Annotated in this window: 18 protein-coding genes; 14 read left to right on the top strand and 4 right to left on the bottom strand. The window is 71.5% G+C overall.

Features of this window, described 5'->3' with window-relative positions:
- Positions 1–3: 3 nt before the first annotated feature.
- Positions 4–819, top strand: coding sequence for an inositol monophosphatase family protein (locus DEP02_RS04250; protein ID WP_112465970.1), 816 nt, complete (start codon positions 4–6; stop codon positions 817–819).
- Positions 820–911: 92 nt separating this feature from the next.
- Here DEP02_RS04250 and DEP02_RS33840 read toward each other — a convergent pair whose 3' ends face one another.
- Entirely contained in the window at positions 912–1,085 is a 174-nt protein-coding gene (locus DEP02_RS33840; RefSeq protein ID WP_185948182.1) for a hypothetical protein, read from the bottom strand.
- A 435-nt stretch (positions 1,086–1,520) separates the two neighbouring features.
- On the opposite strand from DEP02_RS33840, the gene DEP02_RS04245 reads away from it, so the two are divergent.
- The 4 genes from DEP02_RS04245 to DEP02_RS04230 all read left to right on the top strand — a co-directional run bounded on the left by DEP02_RS04245 (position 1,521) and on the right by DEP02_RS04230 (position 5,154).
- Complete coding sequence (locus DEP02_RS04245) at positions 1,521–2,174, top strand: response regulator transcription factor (RefSeq protein ID WP_112465969.1); 654 nt, start codon at positions 1,521–1,523, stop codon at positions 2,172–2,174.
- A gap of 6 nt (positions 2,175–2,180) precedes the next feature.
- Positions 2,181–3,467 carry a sensor histidine kinase gene (locus tag DEP02_RS04240; RefSeq protein ID WP_112465968.1) on the top strand — a complete coding sequence of 429 codons (1,287 nt, stop codon included), beginning with the start codon at positions 2,181–2,183 and terminating at the stop codon, positions 3,465–3,467.
- 393 nt (positions 3,468–3,860) lie between these two features.
- Entirely contained in the window at positions 3,861–4,157 is a 297-nt protein-coding gene (locus DEP02_RS04235; protein ID WP_043504706.1) for a DUF4193 domain-containing protein, read from the top strand.
- 13 nt (positions 4,158–4,170) lie between these two features.
- Positions 4,171–5,154, top strand: coding sequence for a hypothetical protein (locus DEP02_RS04230; RefSeq protein WP_112465967.1), 984 nt, complete (start codon positions 4,171–4,173; stop codon positions 5,152–5,154).
- Between the two features lie 50 nt (positions 5,155–5,204).
- Here the strand turns inward: DEP02_RS04230 and DEP02_RS04225 are convergent, their stop codons facing one another.
- The gene (locus DEP02_RS04225) at positions 5,205–5,681 is read right to left on the bottom strand and encodes a DUF3093 domain-containing protein (protein WP_112465966.1); all 477 of its coding nucleotides are present in this window, start codon (positions 5,679–5,681) and stop codon (positions 5,205–5,207) included.
- Positions 5,682–5,738: 57 nt separating this feature from the next.
- Here DEP02_RS04225 and DEP02_RS04220 point away from each other — a divergent pair, with 57 nt between their 5' ends.
- The 8 genes from DEP02_RS04220 (at position 5,739) to DEP02_RS04185 (ending at position 13,553) form a co-directional block, all read left to right on the top strand.
- Positions 5,739–6,323, top strand: coding sequence for a PaaI family thioesterase (locus DEP02_RS04220; RefSeq protein ID WP_112465965.1), 585 nt, complete (start codon positions 5,739–5,741; stop codon positions 6,321–6,323).
- Positions 6,320–6,871: a dUTP diphosphatase gene (gene dut, locus DEP02_RS04215; protein ID WP_112465964.1), complete on the top strand. Its 552-nt coding sequence runs from the start codon at positions 6,320–6,322 to the stop codon at positions 6,869–6,871. The genes DEP02_RS04220 and dut overlap by 4 nt, the downstream gene beginning before the upstream one ends.
- 1 nt (position 6,872) lies before the next feature.
- Positions 6,873–7,637, top strand: coding sequence for a DUF3710 domain-containing protein (locus tag DEP02_RS04210; protein ID WP_112465963.1), 765 nt, complete (start codon positions 6,873–6,875; stop codon positions 7,635–7,637).
- Positions 7,638–8,271: 634 nt separating this feature from the next.
- The gene (locus tag DEP02_RS04205) at positions 8,272–8,964 is read left to right on the top strand and encodes an ABC transporter ATP-binding protein (RefSeq protein WP_112465962.1); all 693 of its coding nucleotides are present in this window, start codon (positions 8,272–8,274) and stop codon (positions 8,962–8,964) included.
- 159 nt (positions 8,965–9,123) lie between these two features.
- Positions 9,124–11,667, top strand: a complete 2,544-nt coding sequence (locus DEP02_RS04200; protein ID WP_112465961.1) for a sensor histidine kinase — start codon at positions 9,124–9,126, stop codon at positions 11,665–11,667.
- A complete protein-coding gene (locus tag DEP02_RS04195) occupies positions 11,664–12,347 on the top strand; it encodes a response regulator (RefSeq protein WP_112465960.1) in 684 nt (227 codons plus the stop codon). Before DEP02_RS04200 ends, DEP02_RS04195 begins: the two co-directional genes overlap by 4 nt.
- Positions 12,348–12,389: 42 nt before the next feature.
- Positions 12,390–12,788: an OB-fold nucleic acid binding domain-containing protein gene (locus tag DEP02_RS04190; RefSeq protein ID WP_112465959.1), complete on the top strand. Its 399-nt coding sequence runs from the start codon at positions 12,390–12,392 to the stop codon at positions 12,786–12,788.
- 3 nt (positions 12,789–12,791) lie between these two features.
- Complete coding sequence (locus tag DEP02_RS04185) at positions 12,792–13,553, top strand: DUF3159 domain-containing protein (RefSeq protein WP_112465958.1); 762 nt, start codon at positions 12,792–12,794, stop codon at positions 13,551–13,553.
- 75 nt (positions 13,554–13,628) lie between these two features.
- Here DEP02_RS04185 and DEP02_RS04180 read toward each other — a convergent pair whose 3' ends face one another.
- Positions 13,629–14,297 (bottom strand): potassium channel family protein, encoded by a 669-nt coding sequence (locus DEP02_RS04180; protein ID WP_112465957.1) that lies wholly within the window; start codon positions 14,295–14,297, stop codon positions 13,629–13,631.
- Complete coding sequence (locus DEP02_RS04175) at positions 14,297–14,968, bottom strand: potassium channel family protein (RefSeq protein ID WP_112465956.1); 672 nt, start codon at positions 14,966–14,968, stop codon at positions 14,297–14,299. The genes DEP02_RS04180 and DEP02_RS04175 overlap by 1 nt, the downstream gene beginning before the upstream one ends.
- 472 nt (positions 14,969–15,440) lie before the next feature.
- On the opposite strand from DEP02_RS04175, the gene DEP02_RS04170 reads away from it, so the two are divergent.
- Positions 15,441–17,510: an APC family permease gene (locus tag DEP02_RS04170; protein WP_112465955.1), complete on the top strand. Its 2,070-nt coding sequence runs from the start codon at positions 15,441–15,443 to the stop codon at positions 17,508–17,510.
- Positions 17,511–17,547 lie beyond the last annotated feature (37 nt).

The raw sequence follows: 17,547 nt of genomic DNA, 5'->3' as shown, positions 1-17,547 counted from the left end.
CCTGTGACCGACGCCCTGCACACGGAGCTGCTGCAGCTCGCCCTCCAGGCCGCCGCACGGGCCGGAGAGCTACTCCGGGACGGCCGCCCGGCCGACCTCGCGGTGGCCGCCACCAAGTCCAGCCCGATCGACGTCGTCACCGAGATGGACATCGCCGCCGAGAAGCTGATCACCGGCCTGATCGCCGACCGGCGCCCCGACGACGGCTTCCTCGGGGAGGAGGGCGCCGCCACCGAGGGCACGAGCGGCATCCGCTGGGTGATAGACCCGCTCGACGGCACGGTGAACTACCTCTACTCCCTGCCGACCTGGGCGGTGTCCATCGCGGCCGAACAGGACGGCGAGGTCGTCGTGGGTGTCGTGGCCGCCCCGATGCGTGGCGAGACCTTCCGCGCCATACGCGGCCGCGGCGCCTGGGCCACCGGAAACTGGGCCGGCGAGCGCAAGCTCGCCTGCCGCCCCGCACCGCCTCTGGACCAGGCCCTGGTCGCCACCGGCTTCAACTACGTCACCGAGGTCCGCACCCACCAGGCCGACGTCGCCCGCCGCCTGATCCCGCGACTGCGCGACATCCGGCGCAGCGGCTCGGCCGCGGTGGACCTCTGCGACCTGGCGGCCGGCCGCCTCGACGGCTACTACGAGCGCGGCCTGAACGCCTGGGACTTCGCAGCGGGCGACCTGATCGCCAGAGAGGCGGGCGCACTGACGGGCGGCCGCCCGGGAGAGCCCCCGTCGGGCGACCTGACGGTAGCGGCCACTCCTGGCGTCTTCGAGCCGCTTCAGCGGCTCCTGGACGAGTTCGGAGCCTGGCACGACTGAGGGCCCACTCAAGCCCCCATGGCCGAGCAAGCCCAAGAACGAGTGGGGTCCCGGCGCTGGATTCGCCGGGACCCCACTCGCATACAGGCTGATCAGACGCCAGACGCGCCGACCTCCACACCGTGTTCGGCGGCGAGGCGGCGCAGGTCGTCGAGTTCGCCCAGCTCAACCTCGACGAGGAAGTCGTCGCCCTCGTCACGAGCCCGCGTCAGGTCGGACTCGGTCGCCTTTATGCGCTGCAGAAGTCCTGCGGTGAATGCGTCCATGCTGCGCCCCCTCGTCCTGGGTCGTGGGTCGGTGGCACGGGGGTGTGCCGTTCGGAAGGGGCGATCACGTCTCAGCAGGTGCCCAGTGCTGCCCAGTGTTGCCCTGCAGGGCGGCGACGGCGCCGGACACCCACACCCACTCTGCGCAAGCGGATCGCGGAGTACCACATGGTGGTGCGGCACATGCAGAGCGTGATCGCGGGGTGTAAAGCCGTCCTCCCCCGGCTCCCTCCCGCGGAAACCTCAACCCGGTGAGAAAATTCGACATTCCCGCACCCTTCATCCGTCCGTCACCTCTTGCCCGGCGGCCGCTTCCCCGGCTTACAGCCGACTTAGGCCGAAAAGGGCAGGATGGAAACCCACACCCATGAAGACACCCCTGCCCGCGTGTGCCCGAGCGGCGCTGCGCGGGCGGACACAGGAAGGACAAGCGACGTGCGCGTACTCGTCGTCGAGGACGAGCAACTGCTCGCCGATGCGGTGGCCACCGGACTGCGCCGGGAGGCCATGGCCGTCGACGTCGTGTACGACGGTGCGGCCGCCCTGGAGCGCATCGGCGTCAACGACTACGACGTGGTCGTCCTCGACCGCGACCTCCCCCTGGTGCACGGCGACGACGTCTGCCGCAGGATCGTCGAGCTCGGCATGCCCACCCGCGTGCTGATGCTGACCGCGTCCGGCGACGTCAGCGACCGTGTGGAGGGCCTGGAGATCGGCGCCGACGACTATCTGCCCAAGCCGTTCGCGTTCAGCGAGCTGACGGCGCGCGTGCGTGCCCTGGGCCGGCGTACCAGCGTGCCCCTGCCGCCCGTCCTGGAGCGCGCCGGGATCAAGCTCGACCCGAACCGCCGCGAGGTCTTCCGCGAGGGCAAGGAGGTCCAGCTCGCGCCGAAGGAGTTCGCCGTCCTGGAGGTCCTCATGCGCAACGAGGGCGCGGTGGTGTCCGCGGAGCAGTTGCTGGAGAAGGCCTGGGACGAGAACACCGACCCGTTCACCAACGTCGTGCGCGTCACGGTGATGACGCTGCGCCGCAAGCTCGGCGAGCCCCCGGTGATCGTCACCGTGCCCGGCTCCGGCTACCGGATCTGATCCGCCGTGGCCGCGACCCCGGCGCCGCCCCAGGCGCCCCCGAAGCCCACCTGGGACCCGAGGAGGCCGGAGCCGGTCTTCCCGTGGCTGCGTCCGACCATCCGGATACGGCTGACGCTGCTGTACGGCGGGATGTTCCTGATCGCCGGCATCCTGCTGCTGTTGATCATCTACCTGCTCGCGGCGCACGCCGTGCAGGTGGGCAGCGAGCTGCCCTTCAAGATCATCTCGGGTCAGGTCACCAGCGAGAACTGCAACTTCCCGACCCAGACCACCGCGACGCAGCTCAACCACGCGATGAACGACTGCGTGAACCAGCAGCGTCAGCACGCCCTGGACGACCTGCTCAGCCGCTCTCTGCTGGCGCTGCTCGGCCTCGCCGTGATCGCCTTCGCCTTCGGCTACGCGATGGCCGGCCGGGTGCTGGCGCCGCTCGGCCGGATCACCCGCACCGCCCGCGCGGTGGCCGGCTCGGACCTGTCCCGGCGGATCGAGCTGGACGGACCGGACGACGAGCTGAAGGAGCTCGCGGACACCTTCGACGACATGCTGGAGCGGCTGCAGCGGGCCTTCACCGCCCAGCAGCGCTTCGTCGGCAACGCCTCCCACGAACTGCGCACACCGCTCGCGATCAACCGCACGCTCCTGGAGGTGCAGCTGTCCGATCCGCACGCGCCCGTGGAGCTGCAGCAGCTCGGCAAGACCCTGCTGGCCACCAATGAGCGCAGCGAGCAACTGGTGGAGGGCCTGCTGCTGCTCGCCCGCAGTGACAACCAGATAGTCGAGCGCAAGCCGGTGGACCTCGCCGAGGTGGCCTCCCAGGCCATCGACCAGGTGCACGCGGAGGCCGAGGCGAAGGGCGTCAGGATCCGCGGCGAGCGCAAGCCGGCGGTGGTCCAGGGCAACGGCGTACTGCTGGAGCGGATCGCGCTGAACCTGGTGCAGAACGCGGTGCGGTACAACGTTGCCCATGAGGAGGTGCAGCGCGAAGCGCTTCCGAACAAGGGTGGTGGCGGGCGACGGGAGGGCGGGTGGGTGGAGGTGGTGACCGATGTCCAGCACGGGCAGGCGGTGCTGGTGGTCGCGAACACCGGGCCGGTGGTCCCGGCGTACGAGATCGACAACCTCTTCGAGCCCTTCAGGCGGCTGCGAACCGAGCGCACGGGCAGCGACAAGGGCGTCGGCCTGGGCCTGTCCATCGCCCGCTCCGTGGCGAGGGCGCACGGCGGGCACATTTCGGCTCAGCCGCGCGAGGGGGGTGGACTCGTGATGCGGGTCGCGTTGCCGATCTGAGACCATGGCGCCGACACGCGGGGATGTTCGCTTTGCGCGGAATTTTCGGGGCCCGTTCCCGGCTTTTCCGTGTGTGATCGATCACATGAGCGGTTTTCCGGTCATCCACTCTCCGTGATCACAAAGGCCATGGAAAAGCCGGGAAAATCCGGGTTTTCAGGCCTCCTGATCACGGGAAGTACACGGGGAGACCGCTTTGAAGTGCGGCATACGGACCGTGTACGGTCCCGATCGCCATCCAAGCCGATCACTCTTGAGGAGTGCGGTTGGGTGTCGATTGAGTAACAGACCTTGATGTGAGGCAAAATCTCCGCCTCGGGTCGGGCACAAGTCCGGCCTCTCACGCGTTACGTGCGCTGGAGACACCGCAGACACCCAGAGGGGGAGAGCGACATGGCAACCGATTACGACACCCCACGCAAGACCGACGACGACGTCGACTCGGACAGCCTGGAAGAGCTGAAGGCCAGGCGGAACGACAAGTCGGCTTCGTCAGTGGACGTCGACGAGTTCGAGGCCGCGGAAGGACTGGAGTTGCCCGGCGCCGACCTCTCCAACGAGGAACTGGCCGTCCGGGTACTGCCCAAGCAGCAGGACGAGTTCACCTGCATGAGCTGCTTCCTGGTGCATCACCGCAGCCAGCTGGCCCGGGAGAAGAACGGCCAGCCGATCTGCCGCGACTGCGACTGAGGCAGGGTCGGCCGTGACTGGCTCGACCCCTCCTTGGAAGCGCCGCTTCTCCCACGGGAAAGCGGACCCGGGGCCGTCCGACGGCCCTCACGGCGCGCGTGACGACGAGCGAGGCCCGTCCCGTACATCCGACTCCGACAGGAGCGGACCGGCGGGATCGGCCTCGCTCGCTCCCGTCTCCGGGCGCGGCGACCCCGCCACGGCGGGAAGGCCCGCGCCCGCCGCCCGCCGGACCGCGGTGATCCGGAGCAGGGCCGGGGAAGCCGCCAGGACGGGCGTCCGCAAGAGCGGGAGCCACGCCAGGGCGGCTCTGTCGTACCTCGCCGACCGGATCATCGACATGGCTCCGCGGGTCCCCGTACGGGACCTCACCACGCTCCGCCGGCAGTTCCCGGGCCTCGGGCCCGAACAGCTCGCGGACAAGCTGGTGGCGGGTGCCGCGGCCGCCTCCTCCACGGTCGGAGCGGGCATCGGGGCAGCGGCCATGCTGCCCGTGCCGCCCGCGATGCCGACCGAACTGGCCACGGAGGTCACCGGGGTCGCGGCGATCGAGCTCAAGCTGATCGCCGAGCTCCACGAGGTGTACGGGGTGCGGCCTCCCGGAAGTCTGAAGGTCCGCAGCACCGTGTATCTGTCCTCCTGGTCACAGGAGCGCGGCGTCGACGTGCACAAGCCGTCCACGATCGACACGGCCCTCGGCGGCCGGATGAGGCGCCGGCTGCGCCGACAGGTCATGAAGCGCACGGTACGGAACCTGCCGAACCTGATGCCGTTCATGGTGGGCGCCGCCGTGGGTGCCGTCATGAACCGGTACGACACCCGCAGGCTCGCGGCCCACGTCCGCGCCGACCTGCGCAAGATCCAGGTCCCCTGGGACGAGCTGCCCACGCTGCCGCCCCTGGACCGGCCCGAGAACCCGCCGGCACTCCAGAACGGCCCCGATGGCCCCGACGACTCCGACAGCTCCGGGAAAGCAGGGGAGGAACCCGGGCGCTGACGCCGGCCCCGGAGCACCCGCCCCGCATCACCCCGTACGGGCGCTGTGCCCTACGCGGTCTCCGACGCCGCGGCCGCCCGCGCCGTCCGCAGTGCCTCGGCCAGCCGCTCCGGCTCCCGCGTCGACAGGTACAGGTACGGCGTCGGGTCCTCCGGGTCGGTGACCTCCACCCGCAGCGCCCCGGGAATGTAGGCGCGCAGCAGCAGGAAGGCCCGGGTGTCCGCCTTGTGGGTGCGCCAGGCGCGCGCCTCCTCCGCGTCCAGCACATGAGCCTCGCCCAGCGCCGTGACCGGGATCTTCGCCTCGCCCGCGATCAGCAGGCCGCCCACGACCCGGATGCGCACCGAGCCGTAGGAGCTCACCACGACCGCCGTCGCCGCCGTGCCGCCGGCCAGGCCGGCCAGCATCGGCAGGGTGCCGAAGGGAAGCAGGACAAGGGCGACCGAGACACCGATCAGCAGGCTGATCAGCCACCAGGAACGGGGTGCGGTGAGACGTTCTTCGTACGGCTGCGCGGAGAGCTGCATGCACCAAGCTTGGCACGGTGTCCGGTCGGCGCCGACGCGCGGGTAAGGTCTGCGCCTGTGAGTGCCAGTTCCGCAGCCCTTCAGCCCCCCGCCGACGCCGTGAAACCCCTGCGGCACCCTGACGCCCCCGCGCCCGGTGAACTCCTCGGCGCGCACTACGGAGAGTGCTTCGGGTGCGGCGGTGAGCAGCCGCACGGGCTGCACCTGCAGGTGCGGGCCGGGGACGGCGTCCGCATCACCGCCGAGTTCACCGTGCGGCCCGCCCACCAGGGCGCGCCCGGCCTCGCGCACGGCGGCGTCCTCGCGACCGCCCTCGACGAGGCCCTCGGCTCGCTGAACTGGCTGCTGCGCACGATCTCCGTGACCGGGCGGCTGGAGACCGACTTCGTGCGGCCGGTGCCGGTCGGCACGACCCTGTACCTGGAGGCCGAGGCCATCGCGGTGGCCGGCCGGAAGATCTACGCCAGGGCCACCGGACGCGTCGGCGGCCCCGACGGGCCGGTCGCCGTGCGCGCCGACGCCGTCTTCATCGAGGTCAAGGTGGAGCACTTCGTGGAGCACGGCCGCGAGGAGGAGATCCGGGCCGCCATGAACGACCCGGACCAGGTCCGGCGTGCCCGTGCCTTCGAGGTGAACCCGTGAGCGGCGAGCCCCTGAACGTGCTGATCCGGCGTGTCGACCCCGACGTACCGCTTCCGGCGTACGCGCACCCGGGCGATGCCGGCGCCGATCTGCGCACCACCGTGGAGTGCGAACTGGCGCCGGGGGAGCGGGCCGTGCTGCCCACGGGCGTGTCTGTCGCGCTGCCCGAGGGGTACGCGGCGTTCGTGCATCCGCGCTCCGGCCTCGCGGCCCGTTGCGGTGTCGCCCTCGTGAATGCCCCGGGGACGGTTGATGCCGGGTACCGTGGGGAGATCAAGGTGATCGTGGTGAATCTCGACCCGCGCGAGTCCGTGCGGTTCGAGCGCTTCGACCGGATTGCCCAACTGGTCGTCCAGCAGGTCGAGAGGGTCCGCTTCCAGGAGGTGGCGGAGCTTCCCGGCTCGGCGCGGGCCGAGGGGGGCTTCGGGTCCACGGGTGGCCACGCCGCCGTGGACGACGCGAGCGGCACGAACGGCCGGGCCGCCGTGGGCGGCCCGGCGGGTGGGAATCGATACGCTTCGGTCGTATCCGACCGGGAAGGACAGTGACGTGTTCGGACGTCGCAAGAAGAAGGGTGCCGCCGAGGACGCGGCCGGCGAGGCCGAGCAGGTCGTCGACAGCGTCGACACCGAGGCGGACGACGAGGGCGAGCGCGAGCGGGTGAGGCTCGAGCCCGCACCGCGGCCCGACGGGCCCTGGGACAGCTCCGAGGTGCGTGACCCGGCCGAGGGCCGCGTGGACCTGGGCGGCCTGTTCGTGCCCGGCGTCGACGGCATGGAGCTGCGGGTGGAGGTCGCGGGCGACGCGATCGTCGCGGCGACCGTCGTCCTGCAGGACAGCGCCGTTCAGCTGCAGGCCTTCGCCGCGCCCAAGCGCGAGGGCATCTGGGTCGAGGTGCGTGAGGAGATCGCCTCCGGCATCACCCAGCAGGGCGGCATCGTGGACGAGGTCGAAGGGCCGCTGGGCTGGGAGCTGCGCGCCCAGGTCCCGGTGCAGCTGCCGGACGGCACGGGCGGCTACCAGGTCGTGCGGTTCGTCGGTGTGGACGGTCCCCGCTGGTTCCTGCGCGGGGTGATCTCCGGGCAGGGCGCGGTGCAGCCGCAGGCGGCAGGGCTGCTCGAGGAGATCTTCCGGGACACGGTCGTGGTCCGTGGCGAGGGTCCGATGGCGCCCCGCGACCCGATCGTCCTGAAGCTGCCGAACGACGCGCAGATGGTGCCCGAGGGCGTCCAGCAGGACGACGACGGTCAGTCCCGCTTCGCCGGCGGCCTGGGCCAGCTCCAGCGCGGCCCGGAGATCACCGAGGTCCGCTAGGGCCCGCCGGCCGGACCGGGCGGGGCTCCGGGCCACGGGGTCCGTCGGCCCGGGTGAGCGGGGGCTGGGGGTTCTGCGCGCGCGGGGTCCGGGTGAAGGTGTGCCCGGCTCCGCGGGGCCCGGCGTGGTCTGCCGGAGCAGTCTGGTCCTGTGGGCCGGGTCAGGGGCTCTGTGCGGCTGGGGTCCTTGTGCGCGGGGCTCGGGTGAGGGTGTGCCCGGATCCCGCGGTTTCCGATGTGCTCCTTCCGAGGGGCGCCGGCCGTCGCCGTCGCTTCGTCGCAGACCTGAAGGGCCGCGCCCCTCACAGGGACGCCGTTGGTTGATCCGGCCCGCCAAAGGGGGCGGCCCTTCGGCGGGTAAGGCCGCCCTCCAGCACGTACGGCCGCCCGCCAGGGCCCCACTCGCACCAGGTACGCGGTCTCCACGCCCGCGCCGACGGATGTCCGCCGCGCTCCGGGGCGAAGCCCCCGCCGCGGTCCCGGAGGGGACTCGCGCCGCCGGACAGTGGTCCCGCCCGAAACGGGATTCCTGAAGCGGAACCATCGTGGGCGCGCGTCCGTTGGGGGCTTGAAGGGACCGGCGGGGGTCGTGATACTGACGCCCGGTCCACGGGGGACCGCAGCGGGGAGGGCACATGAGCCAGGTCGTCACCGAGACCATGGTGCGCGTCGAGAACGTCCACAAGTCCTTCGGGCACGGAGCCGGCACCGTGCACGCCCTGCGGGGAGTCTCCTTCGAGCTGCCGCGTGGTGAACTCGTCGCCCTCAAGGGCCGCTCCGGCTCCGGCAAGACCACCCTGCTCAACGTCGTCGGCGGGCTCGACGAGCCGGACGAGGGACGGGTCCACGTCGACGGCCGGGACCTGTCCGAGCTCGGCGAGGACGGCCTGCTCGCCCTGCGCCGGGACCGCATCGGGTTCGTCTTCCAGTCCTTCGGGCTCATCCCGATCCTCACGGCCGCGGAGAACGTCGGCGTGCCGCTGCGGCTGCGTCGCGCCGACCCGCGCGAGCGGGAGGAGCGCGTCGAGCTGCTGCTGTCCCTGGTCGGCCTCGCCGACCACGCCCGGCAGCGGCCCGGTGAGCTCTCCGGCGGCCAGCAGCAGCGGGTGGCCATCGCCCGCGCCCTCGCGAACGAGCCGGCGCTCCTCATGGCCGACGAGCCGACCGGTCAGCTGGACGCGGAGACCGGCCACGCCGTGATGGAGCTGCTGCGCGCCGTCGTCCGCAGCGAGGAAGTCACCGCACTGGTCGCCACCCACGACGCGACCCTGCTGGACCTCGCCGACCGGGTCCTGGAGCTGCGCGACGGGAGGATCGTCGAACCGTGACGCACCGACGGATCCGTGACGTGCTGACAGATCCGTGACGCACCGACGTCAGAGTCGCGCCAAGGGCCGTCCCCACCCCCGCACGGGCCCCTCGGGCCGCGCTGAGCAGCCGTAAGGTCGACGCTGCGTCCCCACGCACGACGGGAAGACAATGAGGCCATGGCACGCGGCAAGCTCCGGATCTACCTCGGTGCGGCGCCGGGCGTCGGCAAGACGTACGCGATGCTGTCCGAGGCGCACCGCCGGGTGGAGCGGGGCACCGACTGCGTCGTCGCGTTCGTCGAGCACTACGACCGCCCGCGCACCGAGGTGATGCTGCACGGCCTGGAGCAGGTGCCCCGCAAGGAGCTGGAGGACCGCGGCGGCACCTTCACCGAGATGGACGTCGACGCCGTACTGCGCCGCGCCCCGGCCGTCGCCCTGGTGGACGAGCTCGCCCACACCAACATCCCCGGCTCCCGCAACGCCAAGCGCTGGCAGGACGTGGAGGAGCTGCTCGCGGCCGGCATCGACGTCGTCTCCACGGTCAACATCCAGCACCTGGAGTCCCTCGGCGACGTGGTGGAGGCGATCACGGGCGTACGGCAGCGCGAGACCGTCCCGGACGAGGTGGTGCGGCGGGCGGACCAGGTCGAGCTCGTCGACATGTCGCCGGAGGCCCTGCGCCGCCGGATGGCGCACGGCAACATCTACCAGCCGGACAAGGTCGACGCGGCCCTGTCCAACTACTTCCGCCCCGGCAACCTCACGGCGCTGCGCGAGCTGGCCCTGCTGTGGGTGGCCGACCGGGTCGACGAGTACCTGCAGCGCTACCGTGCCGAGCACCGGGTCTCCAGGATCTGGGGCTCGCGCGAGCGGATCGTGGTCGGCCTGACCGGCGGCCCCGAGGGGCGCACCCTGATCCGCCGGGCCGCCCGCCTGGCCGAGAAGGGCGCCGGCGGGGAGGTCATGGCCGTCTACATCGCCCGCAGCGACGGACTGACCTCCGCCTCCCCCAAGGAGCTGGCCGTCCAGCGCACCCTCGTGGAGGACCTGGGCGGCACCCTCCACCACGTCGTCGGCGACGACGTACCGGCCGCGCTGCTCGACTTCGCCCGCGGGGTCAACGCCACCCAGATCGTGCTCGGCTCCTCGCGCCGCAAGAGCTGGCAGTACGTCTTCGGGCCCGGCGTCGGCGCCACCGTGGCCCGCGAGTCGGGCCCCGACCTCGACGTGCACATCGTCACCCACGCACAGGCCGCCAAGGGACGCGGGCTGCCGGTGGCCCGAGGCGCACGCCTCGGCCGGGCCCGGATCGTGGGGGGCTGGACCGTCGCCGTCGCCGGCCCCGTGGTCCTCGCGCTGCTGCTGAACGCCGGGGACCTGGGCCTGGCCAACGACATGCTGCTGTTCCTCGCCCTGACGGTGGCCGCGGCCCTGCTCGGCGGGCTGCTGCCGGCGCTCGCCTCGGCGGCCGTCGGTTCGCTCCTGCTGAACTACTACTACACCCCGCCCCTGCACCGGCTCACCATCGCCGACCCCAAGAACATCGTCGCCCTCGCGATCTTCTTCGGGGTCGCCGTGTCCGTGGCCTCGGTGGTGGACCTCGCGGCCAGACGCACCCACCAGGCGGCCCGGCTGCGCGCCGAGGCGGAGATACTGTCCTTCCTCGCGGGCAGCGTGCTGCGCGGCGAGACCAGCCTGGAGGCGCTCCTGGAGCGGGTCCGCGAAACGTTCGGCATGGAGTCGGTGGCACTGCTGGAGCGGAAGAGCGACGTCGACCCCTGGACGTGCGCCGGCCACGTGGGCACCGGCCGGCCCCTGGAGCGCCCCGAGGACGCGGACGTCGACATGCCCGTCGGCGACCACATGGCGCTGGCGCTGACCGGACGGGTGCTGCCCGCCTCCGACCGCCGGGTGCTCGCCGCCTTCGCCGCCCAGGCCGCCGTCGTCCTGGAGCGCCGCCGCCTGCAAGAGGAGGCCGACCGGGCCCGCGCCCTCGCGGAGGGCAACCGGATCCGCACCGCGCTGCTCGCCGCCGTCAGCCACGACCTGCGCACCCCGCTCGCCGGGATCAAGGCGGCCGTCTCCTCGCTCAGGTCCGAGGACGTCGAGTGGTCCGAGGAGGACCGCGCGGAGCTGCTCCAGGGCATCGAGGAGGGCGCCGACCGGCTCGACCACCTCGTGGGCAACCTGCTGGACATGTCCCGCCTGCAGACCGGCACCGTCACCCCGCTGATCCGGGGGATCGACCTCGACGAGGTGGTGCCGATGGCGCTGGGCGGGGTCCCCGAGGACAGCGTCGACCTGGACGTGCCGGAGACCCTGCCGATGGTGGCCGTCGACCCCGGGCTGCTGGAGCGCGCGGTGGCCAACCTGGTGGAGAACGCCGTGAAGTACAGTCCACCGGACGAACCGGTCCTGGTGTCCGCCAGCGCCATGGCCGACCGGGTCGAGGTCCGGGTCGTCGACCGCGGTCCGGGCGTCCCGGACGAGGCCAAGGACCGTATCTTCGAGCCTTTCCAGCGCCACGGCGACGCCCCGCGCGGAGCCGGCGTCGGCCTCGGTCTCGCGGTGGCGCGCGGCTTCGCCGAGGCCATGAGCGGCACGCTCGACGCCGAGGACACGCCCGGCGGCGGACTGACGATGGTCCTCACCCTGCGGGCCGCGAAGAGCCCTCGCGTGCCCGCACGACTCGCCGAACCAGAAAGGCAAACCACATGACGCGGGTGCTGGTGGTCGACGACGAGCCGCAGATCGTGCGCGCCCTCGTGATCAACCTCAAGGCACGCAAGTACGAGGTCGACGCCGCCACCGACGGCCGCGGCGCCCTCGACCTCGCCGCCTCCCGCCACCCCGACGCGGTCGTCCTCGACCTGGGCCTGCCCGACATGGACGGCGTCGAGGTGATCAGGGGCCTGCGCGGCTGGACCCGCGTGCCGATCCTGGTGCTGTCGGCCCGGCACTCCTCCGACGAGAAGGTCCAGGCACTGGACGCGGGCGCCGACGACTACATCACCAAACCCTTCGGCATGGACGAGCTGCTGGCCCGGCTGCGCGCCGCCGTCCGCCGCGCCGAACCGGTCGGCGGCGGCGAGGACGACGTGCTGGTGGAGACCGAGGACTTCACCGTCGACCTGGCCGCCAAGAAGGTCCACCGGGCCGGCAGGGACGTACGGCTCACCCCCACCGAATGGCACCTGCTGGAGGTGCTGGTGCGCAACACCGGCCGCCTGGTCGGCCAGAAGCAGCTGCTGCAGGAGGTGTGGGGGCCGTCGTACGGCACGGAGACGAACTACCTGCGCGTGTACATGGCCCAGCTGCGCCGGAAGCTGGAGGCCGACCCCTCGCACCCCAAGCACTTCGTCACCGAGCCGGGGATGGGCTACCGCTTCGAGAAGTGAGCCGTTACGGCACCGTCGGTGCCCCCCGGTACGCTTCAACACATGAGTGCTGTTCCTGGTTCCGAAAAGCCGGCGGGCCGGTTCCGGCGCATGCTCGACCGGCTCTCCTCGTCGCGGGAGGACCTGGAGTCCGAGGAGCTGCGGGAGGACACCGAGACCGCCGGCTGTACGCGGATCTGCGACTGCCACGACCGGCAGATCGTCACGGTGACTGGTACGTTGCGCACGGTCACCCTGCGTCCGCGTGCCGGAGTCCCGGCCCTGGAGGCCGAGCTGTTCGACGGTTCCGCCGCCCTGGACGTGGTGTGGCTCGGCAGGCGCTCCATCGTCGGGATAGAACCGGGGCGCAAGCTGATCGCATCGGGCCGGATCTCGATGAGCCGGGGCCGCCGGGTGCTCTTCAACCCCAAGTACGAACTGCGACCCCTCGGACGGGAGTAGCCGGTGACGTCACTCGACAAGCCGACCGAAGAAACGACGGCCGACGATGCCCGGGCGGTGACGGAGGCCGCGCTGTTCGAGGCGTTCGGCGGGGTCCGGGGCATGGTCGAGACGGTGCTGCCCGGCCTCATCTTCGTCACCATCTTCACGATCAACAAGAACCTGCACTGGTCCGCGATCGCCGCCCTGGCCGTCTCGCTGGTGCTGGTCGTGGTCCGGCTGGCGATGCGGGACACCGTCAAGCACGCCTTCAGCGGTGTCTTCGGTGTCGCCTTCGGCGTGGTCTTCGCGATGATGACCGGCAACGCCAAGGACTTCTACCTGCCGGGCATGCTCTACACGCTGGGCCTGGCACTGGCGTACATCATCACCACCCTCGCCGGCGTGCCGCTGATCGGCCTGATGCTCGGCCCGGTCTTCCGGGAGAACCTCTCCTGGCGGACCCGCAACCCGGGCCGCAAGAAGGCGTACGCCAAGGCCAGCTGGGCCTGGGGCCTGATCCTGCTCGCCAAGTGCGCGATCCTCTTCCCGCTGTACTGGTGGGCCGACACCACGCAGCTCGGCTGGGTCCTGGTGACGCTGAAGATCCCACCGTTCCTGCTGGCGGTCTGGCTGACCTGGGTCTTCCTGGCGAAGGCGCCCCCTCCGATCGACGTGTTCGCGGAGATGGAGGCGGAGGAGAAGGCCGAGGAGGAGCGCGAGGCGGCCCTCGCGCGGGAGCGCGGAGACACGCCGGCCGGCGGCCGCCACCGCCGTCAGGCCTGAGCAACGCCCATACGACGGTGAGGGGCGCCCGGAGACCTCCGGGCGCCCCTCACCGCTGTCCACCCGTCAGCCCCGTCAGTCCTTCCGGCGCACCGACAGCAGGTCCTCCAGCTGCCCCTCACGCGCCTGCGCGGCCACGAACAGCAGCTCGTCACCCACCTCCAGGGAGTCCTCCCCGGACGGGGTGAGCACCCGGGCGCCCCGGATGATGGTGACCAGCGCGGTGTCCTCCGGCCACTCGACATCGCCGACCTGGGTGCCGGCCAGCGCCGACTCCTCCGGCAGGGTCAGCTCCACCAGGTTGGCGTCGCCGTGGCTGAAGCGCAGCAGACGGACCAGGTCGCCCACGCTGACCGCCTCCTCCACCAGCGCGGACATCAGACGCGGGGTGGACACGGAGACGTCCACGCCCCACGCCTCGTTGAACAGCCACTCGTTCTTCGGGTTGTTCACGCGGGCCACCACCCGCGGCACGCCGTACTCCGTCTTCGCCAGCAGGGAGACGACCAGGTTCACCTTGTCGTCACCCGTCGCGGCGATCACCACGTTGCAGCGCTGCAGCGCCGCCTCGTCCAGCGAGGTGATCTCGCAGGCGTCGGCGAGCAGCCACTCCGCCTGCGGGACGCGCTCGACCGAGATCGCGGTCGGCGCCTTGTCGATCAGAAGGACCTCGTGGCCGTTCTCCAGCAGCTCGCTCGCGATCGAGCGGCCGACCGCGCCGGCACCGGCAATGGCGACCCTCATCAGTGACCGCCCTCCTCTTCGGGACCCTCGGCGAACGCCGCCTCGACCTTCTCCACGTCGTCCGTCCGCATCATCACGTGCACGAGGTCGCCCTCCTGCAGCACCGTCTGCGAGGACGGCAGGATGGCCTCGCCGAGGCGGGTCAGGAACGCCACCCGGACGCCCGTCTCCTCCTGCAGCCGGCTGATCCTGTGGCCCACCCACCTGGTGGAGGCGTGCACCTCGGCGAGCTGGACGCCTCCGGTCGGGTCGCGCCACAGCGGCTCCGCGCCCGAGGGCAGCAGCCGGCGCAGCATCTGGTCGGCCGTCCAGCGGACCGTGGCCACGGTCGGGATGCCCAGGCGCTGGTACACCTCGGCGCGGCGGGGGTCGTAGATACGGGCCACGACGTTCTGCACGCCGAACATCTCGCGGGCCACGCGCGCGGAGATGATGTTCGAGTTGTCGCCGCTGGAGACGGCCGCGAAGGCACCGGCCTCCTCGACGCCCGCCTCGCGCAGCGTGTCCTGGTCGAAGCCGATCCCGGTGACCCGGCGGCCGCCGAACCCGGGGCCCAGCCGACGGAAGGCGGTGGGGTCCCGGTCGATCACCGCGACCGTGTGCCCCTGTTGCTCCAGGGTCTGGGCGAGAGCGGAGCCCACTCGCCCGCAGCCCATGATGACGATGTGCACGACCGTCCTTCCGGTGTCAATGGCCACTGCTCAGCCCCATCAGGGTCTCAGACAGGGGACAAGCTACACACGCACCGTGCGGGGCGGGCACCCCCTGCCGCGTGCCGGGCGGTTCCCGGCACCCGGTCTCCCACCCGGCTTCTCACCCGGTCTCTCGCTTGGTCACTCGGTCTCGAACGGCCTGCGCCGGATGATGCTGCGCACGCTGCACAGGGTCAGGAGTCCGAGGCCGAGCAACGCGGCGGCGGCACCGATCAGCTCCGCGGTCGGGGGCATGGGACCTCCGGGGTTCGGCGAGGAACGAGGTCCGGACATCTAGGCACGGCGCACCCTCCCGCCTGCCCGATCCCCGGGCCTTGAACCCCGGATTTCACCCGTGAGGCAGAGCCCGGGCAGGGGTGCCCCCGCACGAACGCGTTCGAGCACGGGGAAGGTGGGCCATCGGGGGCCGGAAGGCTTACGATCCTCTGTTGTGTCCAAACTGACCGACGTGCCCAAACGCATTCTGATCGGGCGCGCACTGCGCAGTGACCGGCTGAGCGAGACGCTTCTGCCGAAGCGGATCGCACTCCCCGTCTTCGCCTCCGACCCGCTGTCCTCCGTGGCGTACGCGCCGGGGGAGGTCCTGCTGGTCCTGTCCATCGCGGGCCTGTCGGCGTACCACTTCAGCCCCTGGATCGCGGTCGCGGTCGCCGTGCTGCTGTTCACCGTGGTCGCCTCCTACCGGCAGAACGTGCACGCCTACCCGAGCGGCGGCGGCGACTACGAGGTGACCGGCACCAACCTGGGCCCCAAGGCGGGTCTGACGGTCGCCAGCGCGCTCCTGGTCGACTACGTCATGACCGTCGCGGTCTCCATCTCCTCCGGCATCGAGAACCTGGGCTCCGCGATCCCCTTCGTCGTCGAGCACAAGGTGCTCTGCGCGGTCGCCGTGATCGTGCTGCTGACGCTGATGAACCTGCGCGGAGTGAGGGAGTCGGGCAAGCTCTTCGCCGTCCCGACGTACGTCTTCGTCACGGGCGTATTCCTCATGTTCGCCTGGGGCGCTTTCCGCGGACTGGTGCTCGGCGACACCATGCGGGCGCCGACGGCCGACTTCGAGATCAAGGCCGAGCAGCAGGGACTCGCCGGCTTCGCCCTCGTCTTCCTGCTGCTGCGCGCCTTCTCCTCCGGCTGTGCCGCGCTCACCGGAGTCGAGGCGATCTCCAACGGCGTGCCGGCCTTCCGCAGGCCCAAGTCGAGGAACGCGGCGAACACGCTGGCGATGATGGGCCTGCTGGCCGTGACGATGTTCTGCGGCATCATCACCCTCGCCATGTCGACCAAGGTCCGTATGGCCGAGACCCCGGCCACCGACCTGCTCCACAAGGGCGTCCCGGTCGGCCCGGACTACGTCCAGGACCCGGTGATCTCCCAGGTCGCCGAGGCGGTGTTCGGCCGGAACAGCTTCCTGTTCGTCGTACTCGCCGCGGCCACGGCCCTGGTCCTCTTCCTCGCGGCGAACACCGCCTACAACGGCTTCCCGGTGCTCGGCTCGATCCTCGCCCAGGACCGCTACCTGCCCCGCCAGCTGCACACCCGCGGCGACCGCCTCGCCTTCTCCAACGGCATCGTGCTGCTCGCGGGCGCCGCCGCGCTGCTGGTCGTCGTCTACGGCGCCGACACGACCCGGCTGATCCAGCTGTACATCGTCGGCGTGTTCGTGTCCTTCACCCTCAGCCAGATCGGCATGGTCAGGCACTGGAACCGGCACCTGGCCACCGAGCGGGACGCGGCCAGGCGCCGCCACATGATCCGCTCCCGCGCCATCAACACCTTCGGCGCCTTCCTCACCGGCCTGGTGCTGGTCGTCGTCCTCGTCACCAAGTTCATGCACGGCGCCTGGGTGGCCGTGCTCGGCATGTGCCTCTTCTTCGTGACGATGACCGCGATCCGCAGGCACTACGACCGTGTCTCCGAGGAGATCGCCGCCCCCGAGGGCCCGAGCGACGACGTGGTCCGTCCCTCCCGCGTCCACTCCGTCGTCCTCGTCTCCAAGATCCACCGCCCCGCCCTGCGCGCACTGGCCTACGCCAAGCTGATGCGCTCGGACACCCTGGAGGCGCTCACCGTCAACGTCGACCCGGCCGAGAGCAGGGCGCTGCGCGAGGAGTGGGAGCAGCGCAACATCGACGTACCCCTGAAGGTGCTCGACTCGCCCTACCGCGAGGTCACCCGGCCGGTCATCGAGTACGTCAAGAGCCTGCGCAAGGAGTCCCCGCGGGACGCCGTCTCGGTGATCATCCCCGAGTACGTCGTCGGCCACTGGTACGAGCACCTGCTGCACAACCAGAGCGCGCTGCGCCTGAAGGGCCGGCTGCTGTTCACGCCGGGCGTGATGGTGACCTCGGTGCCCTACCAGCTCGCCTCCTCCGAGGCCGCCAAGCTGCGCGCCCGCAGGCGCCAGGAGTGGAACGCGCCGGGTGCGGTACGGCGGGGCCCGGCCCAGGACCGGGCGAAGGAGGCGAAGGAGTCGAAGGAGCCACCGGCGGCGAAGCGCTGACGGAGCTCTCACGTAGACTGGTGGGCTGTTGTCCGGC

Source organism: Streptomyces triticisoli, assembly GCF_003270085.1.
Lineage (GTDB): Bacteria > Actinomycetota > Actinomycetes > Streptomycetales > Streptomycetaceae > Streptomyces > Streptomyces triticisoli.
This window is presented reverse-complemented; position numbering and strand designations above follow the sequence as displayed.

Excerpts from the sequence above, each read along its gene's own strand:
- DEP02_RS33840 (WP_185948182.1), bottom strand. The coding sequence starts at position 1,085 with ATGGACGCATTCACCGCAGGACTTCTGCAGCGCATAAAGGCGACCGAG.
- DEP02_RS04235 (WP_043504706.1), top strand. The coding sequence starts at position 3,861 with ATGGCAACCGATTACGACACCCCACGCAAGACCGACGACGACGTCGAC.
- DEP02_RS04225 (WP_112465966.1), bottom strand. The coding sequence starts at position 5,681 with ATGCAGCTCTCCGCGCAGCCGTACGAAGAACGTCTCACCGCACCCCGT.
- DEP02_RS04205 (WP_112465962.1), top strand. The coding sequence starts at position 8,272 with ATGAGCCAGGTCGTCACCGAGACCATGGTGCGCGTCGAGAACGTCCAC.
- DEP02_RS04200 (WP_112465961.1), top strand. The coding sequence starts at position 9,124 with ATGGCACGCGGCAAGCTCCGGATCTACCTCGGTGCGGCGCCGGGCGTC.
- DEP02_RS04195 (WP_112465960.1), top strand. The coding sequence starts at position 11,664 with ATGACGCGGGTGCTGGTGGTCGACGACGAGCCGCAGATCGTGCGCGCC.
- DEP02_RS04190 (WP_112465959.1), top strand. The coding sequence starts at position 12,390 with ATGAGTGCTGTTCCTGGTTCCGAAAAGCCGGCGGGCCGGTTCCGGCGC.
- DEP02_RS04180 (WP_112465957.1), bottom strand. The coding sequence starts at position 14,297 with ATGAGGGTCGCCATTGCCGGTGCCGGCGCGGTCGGCCGCTCGATCGCG.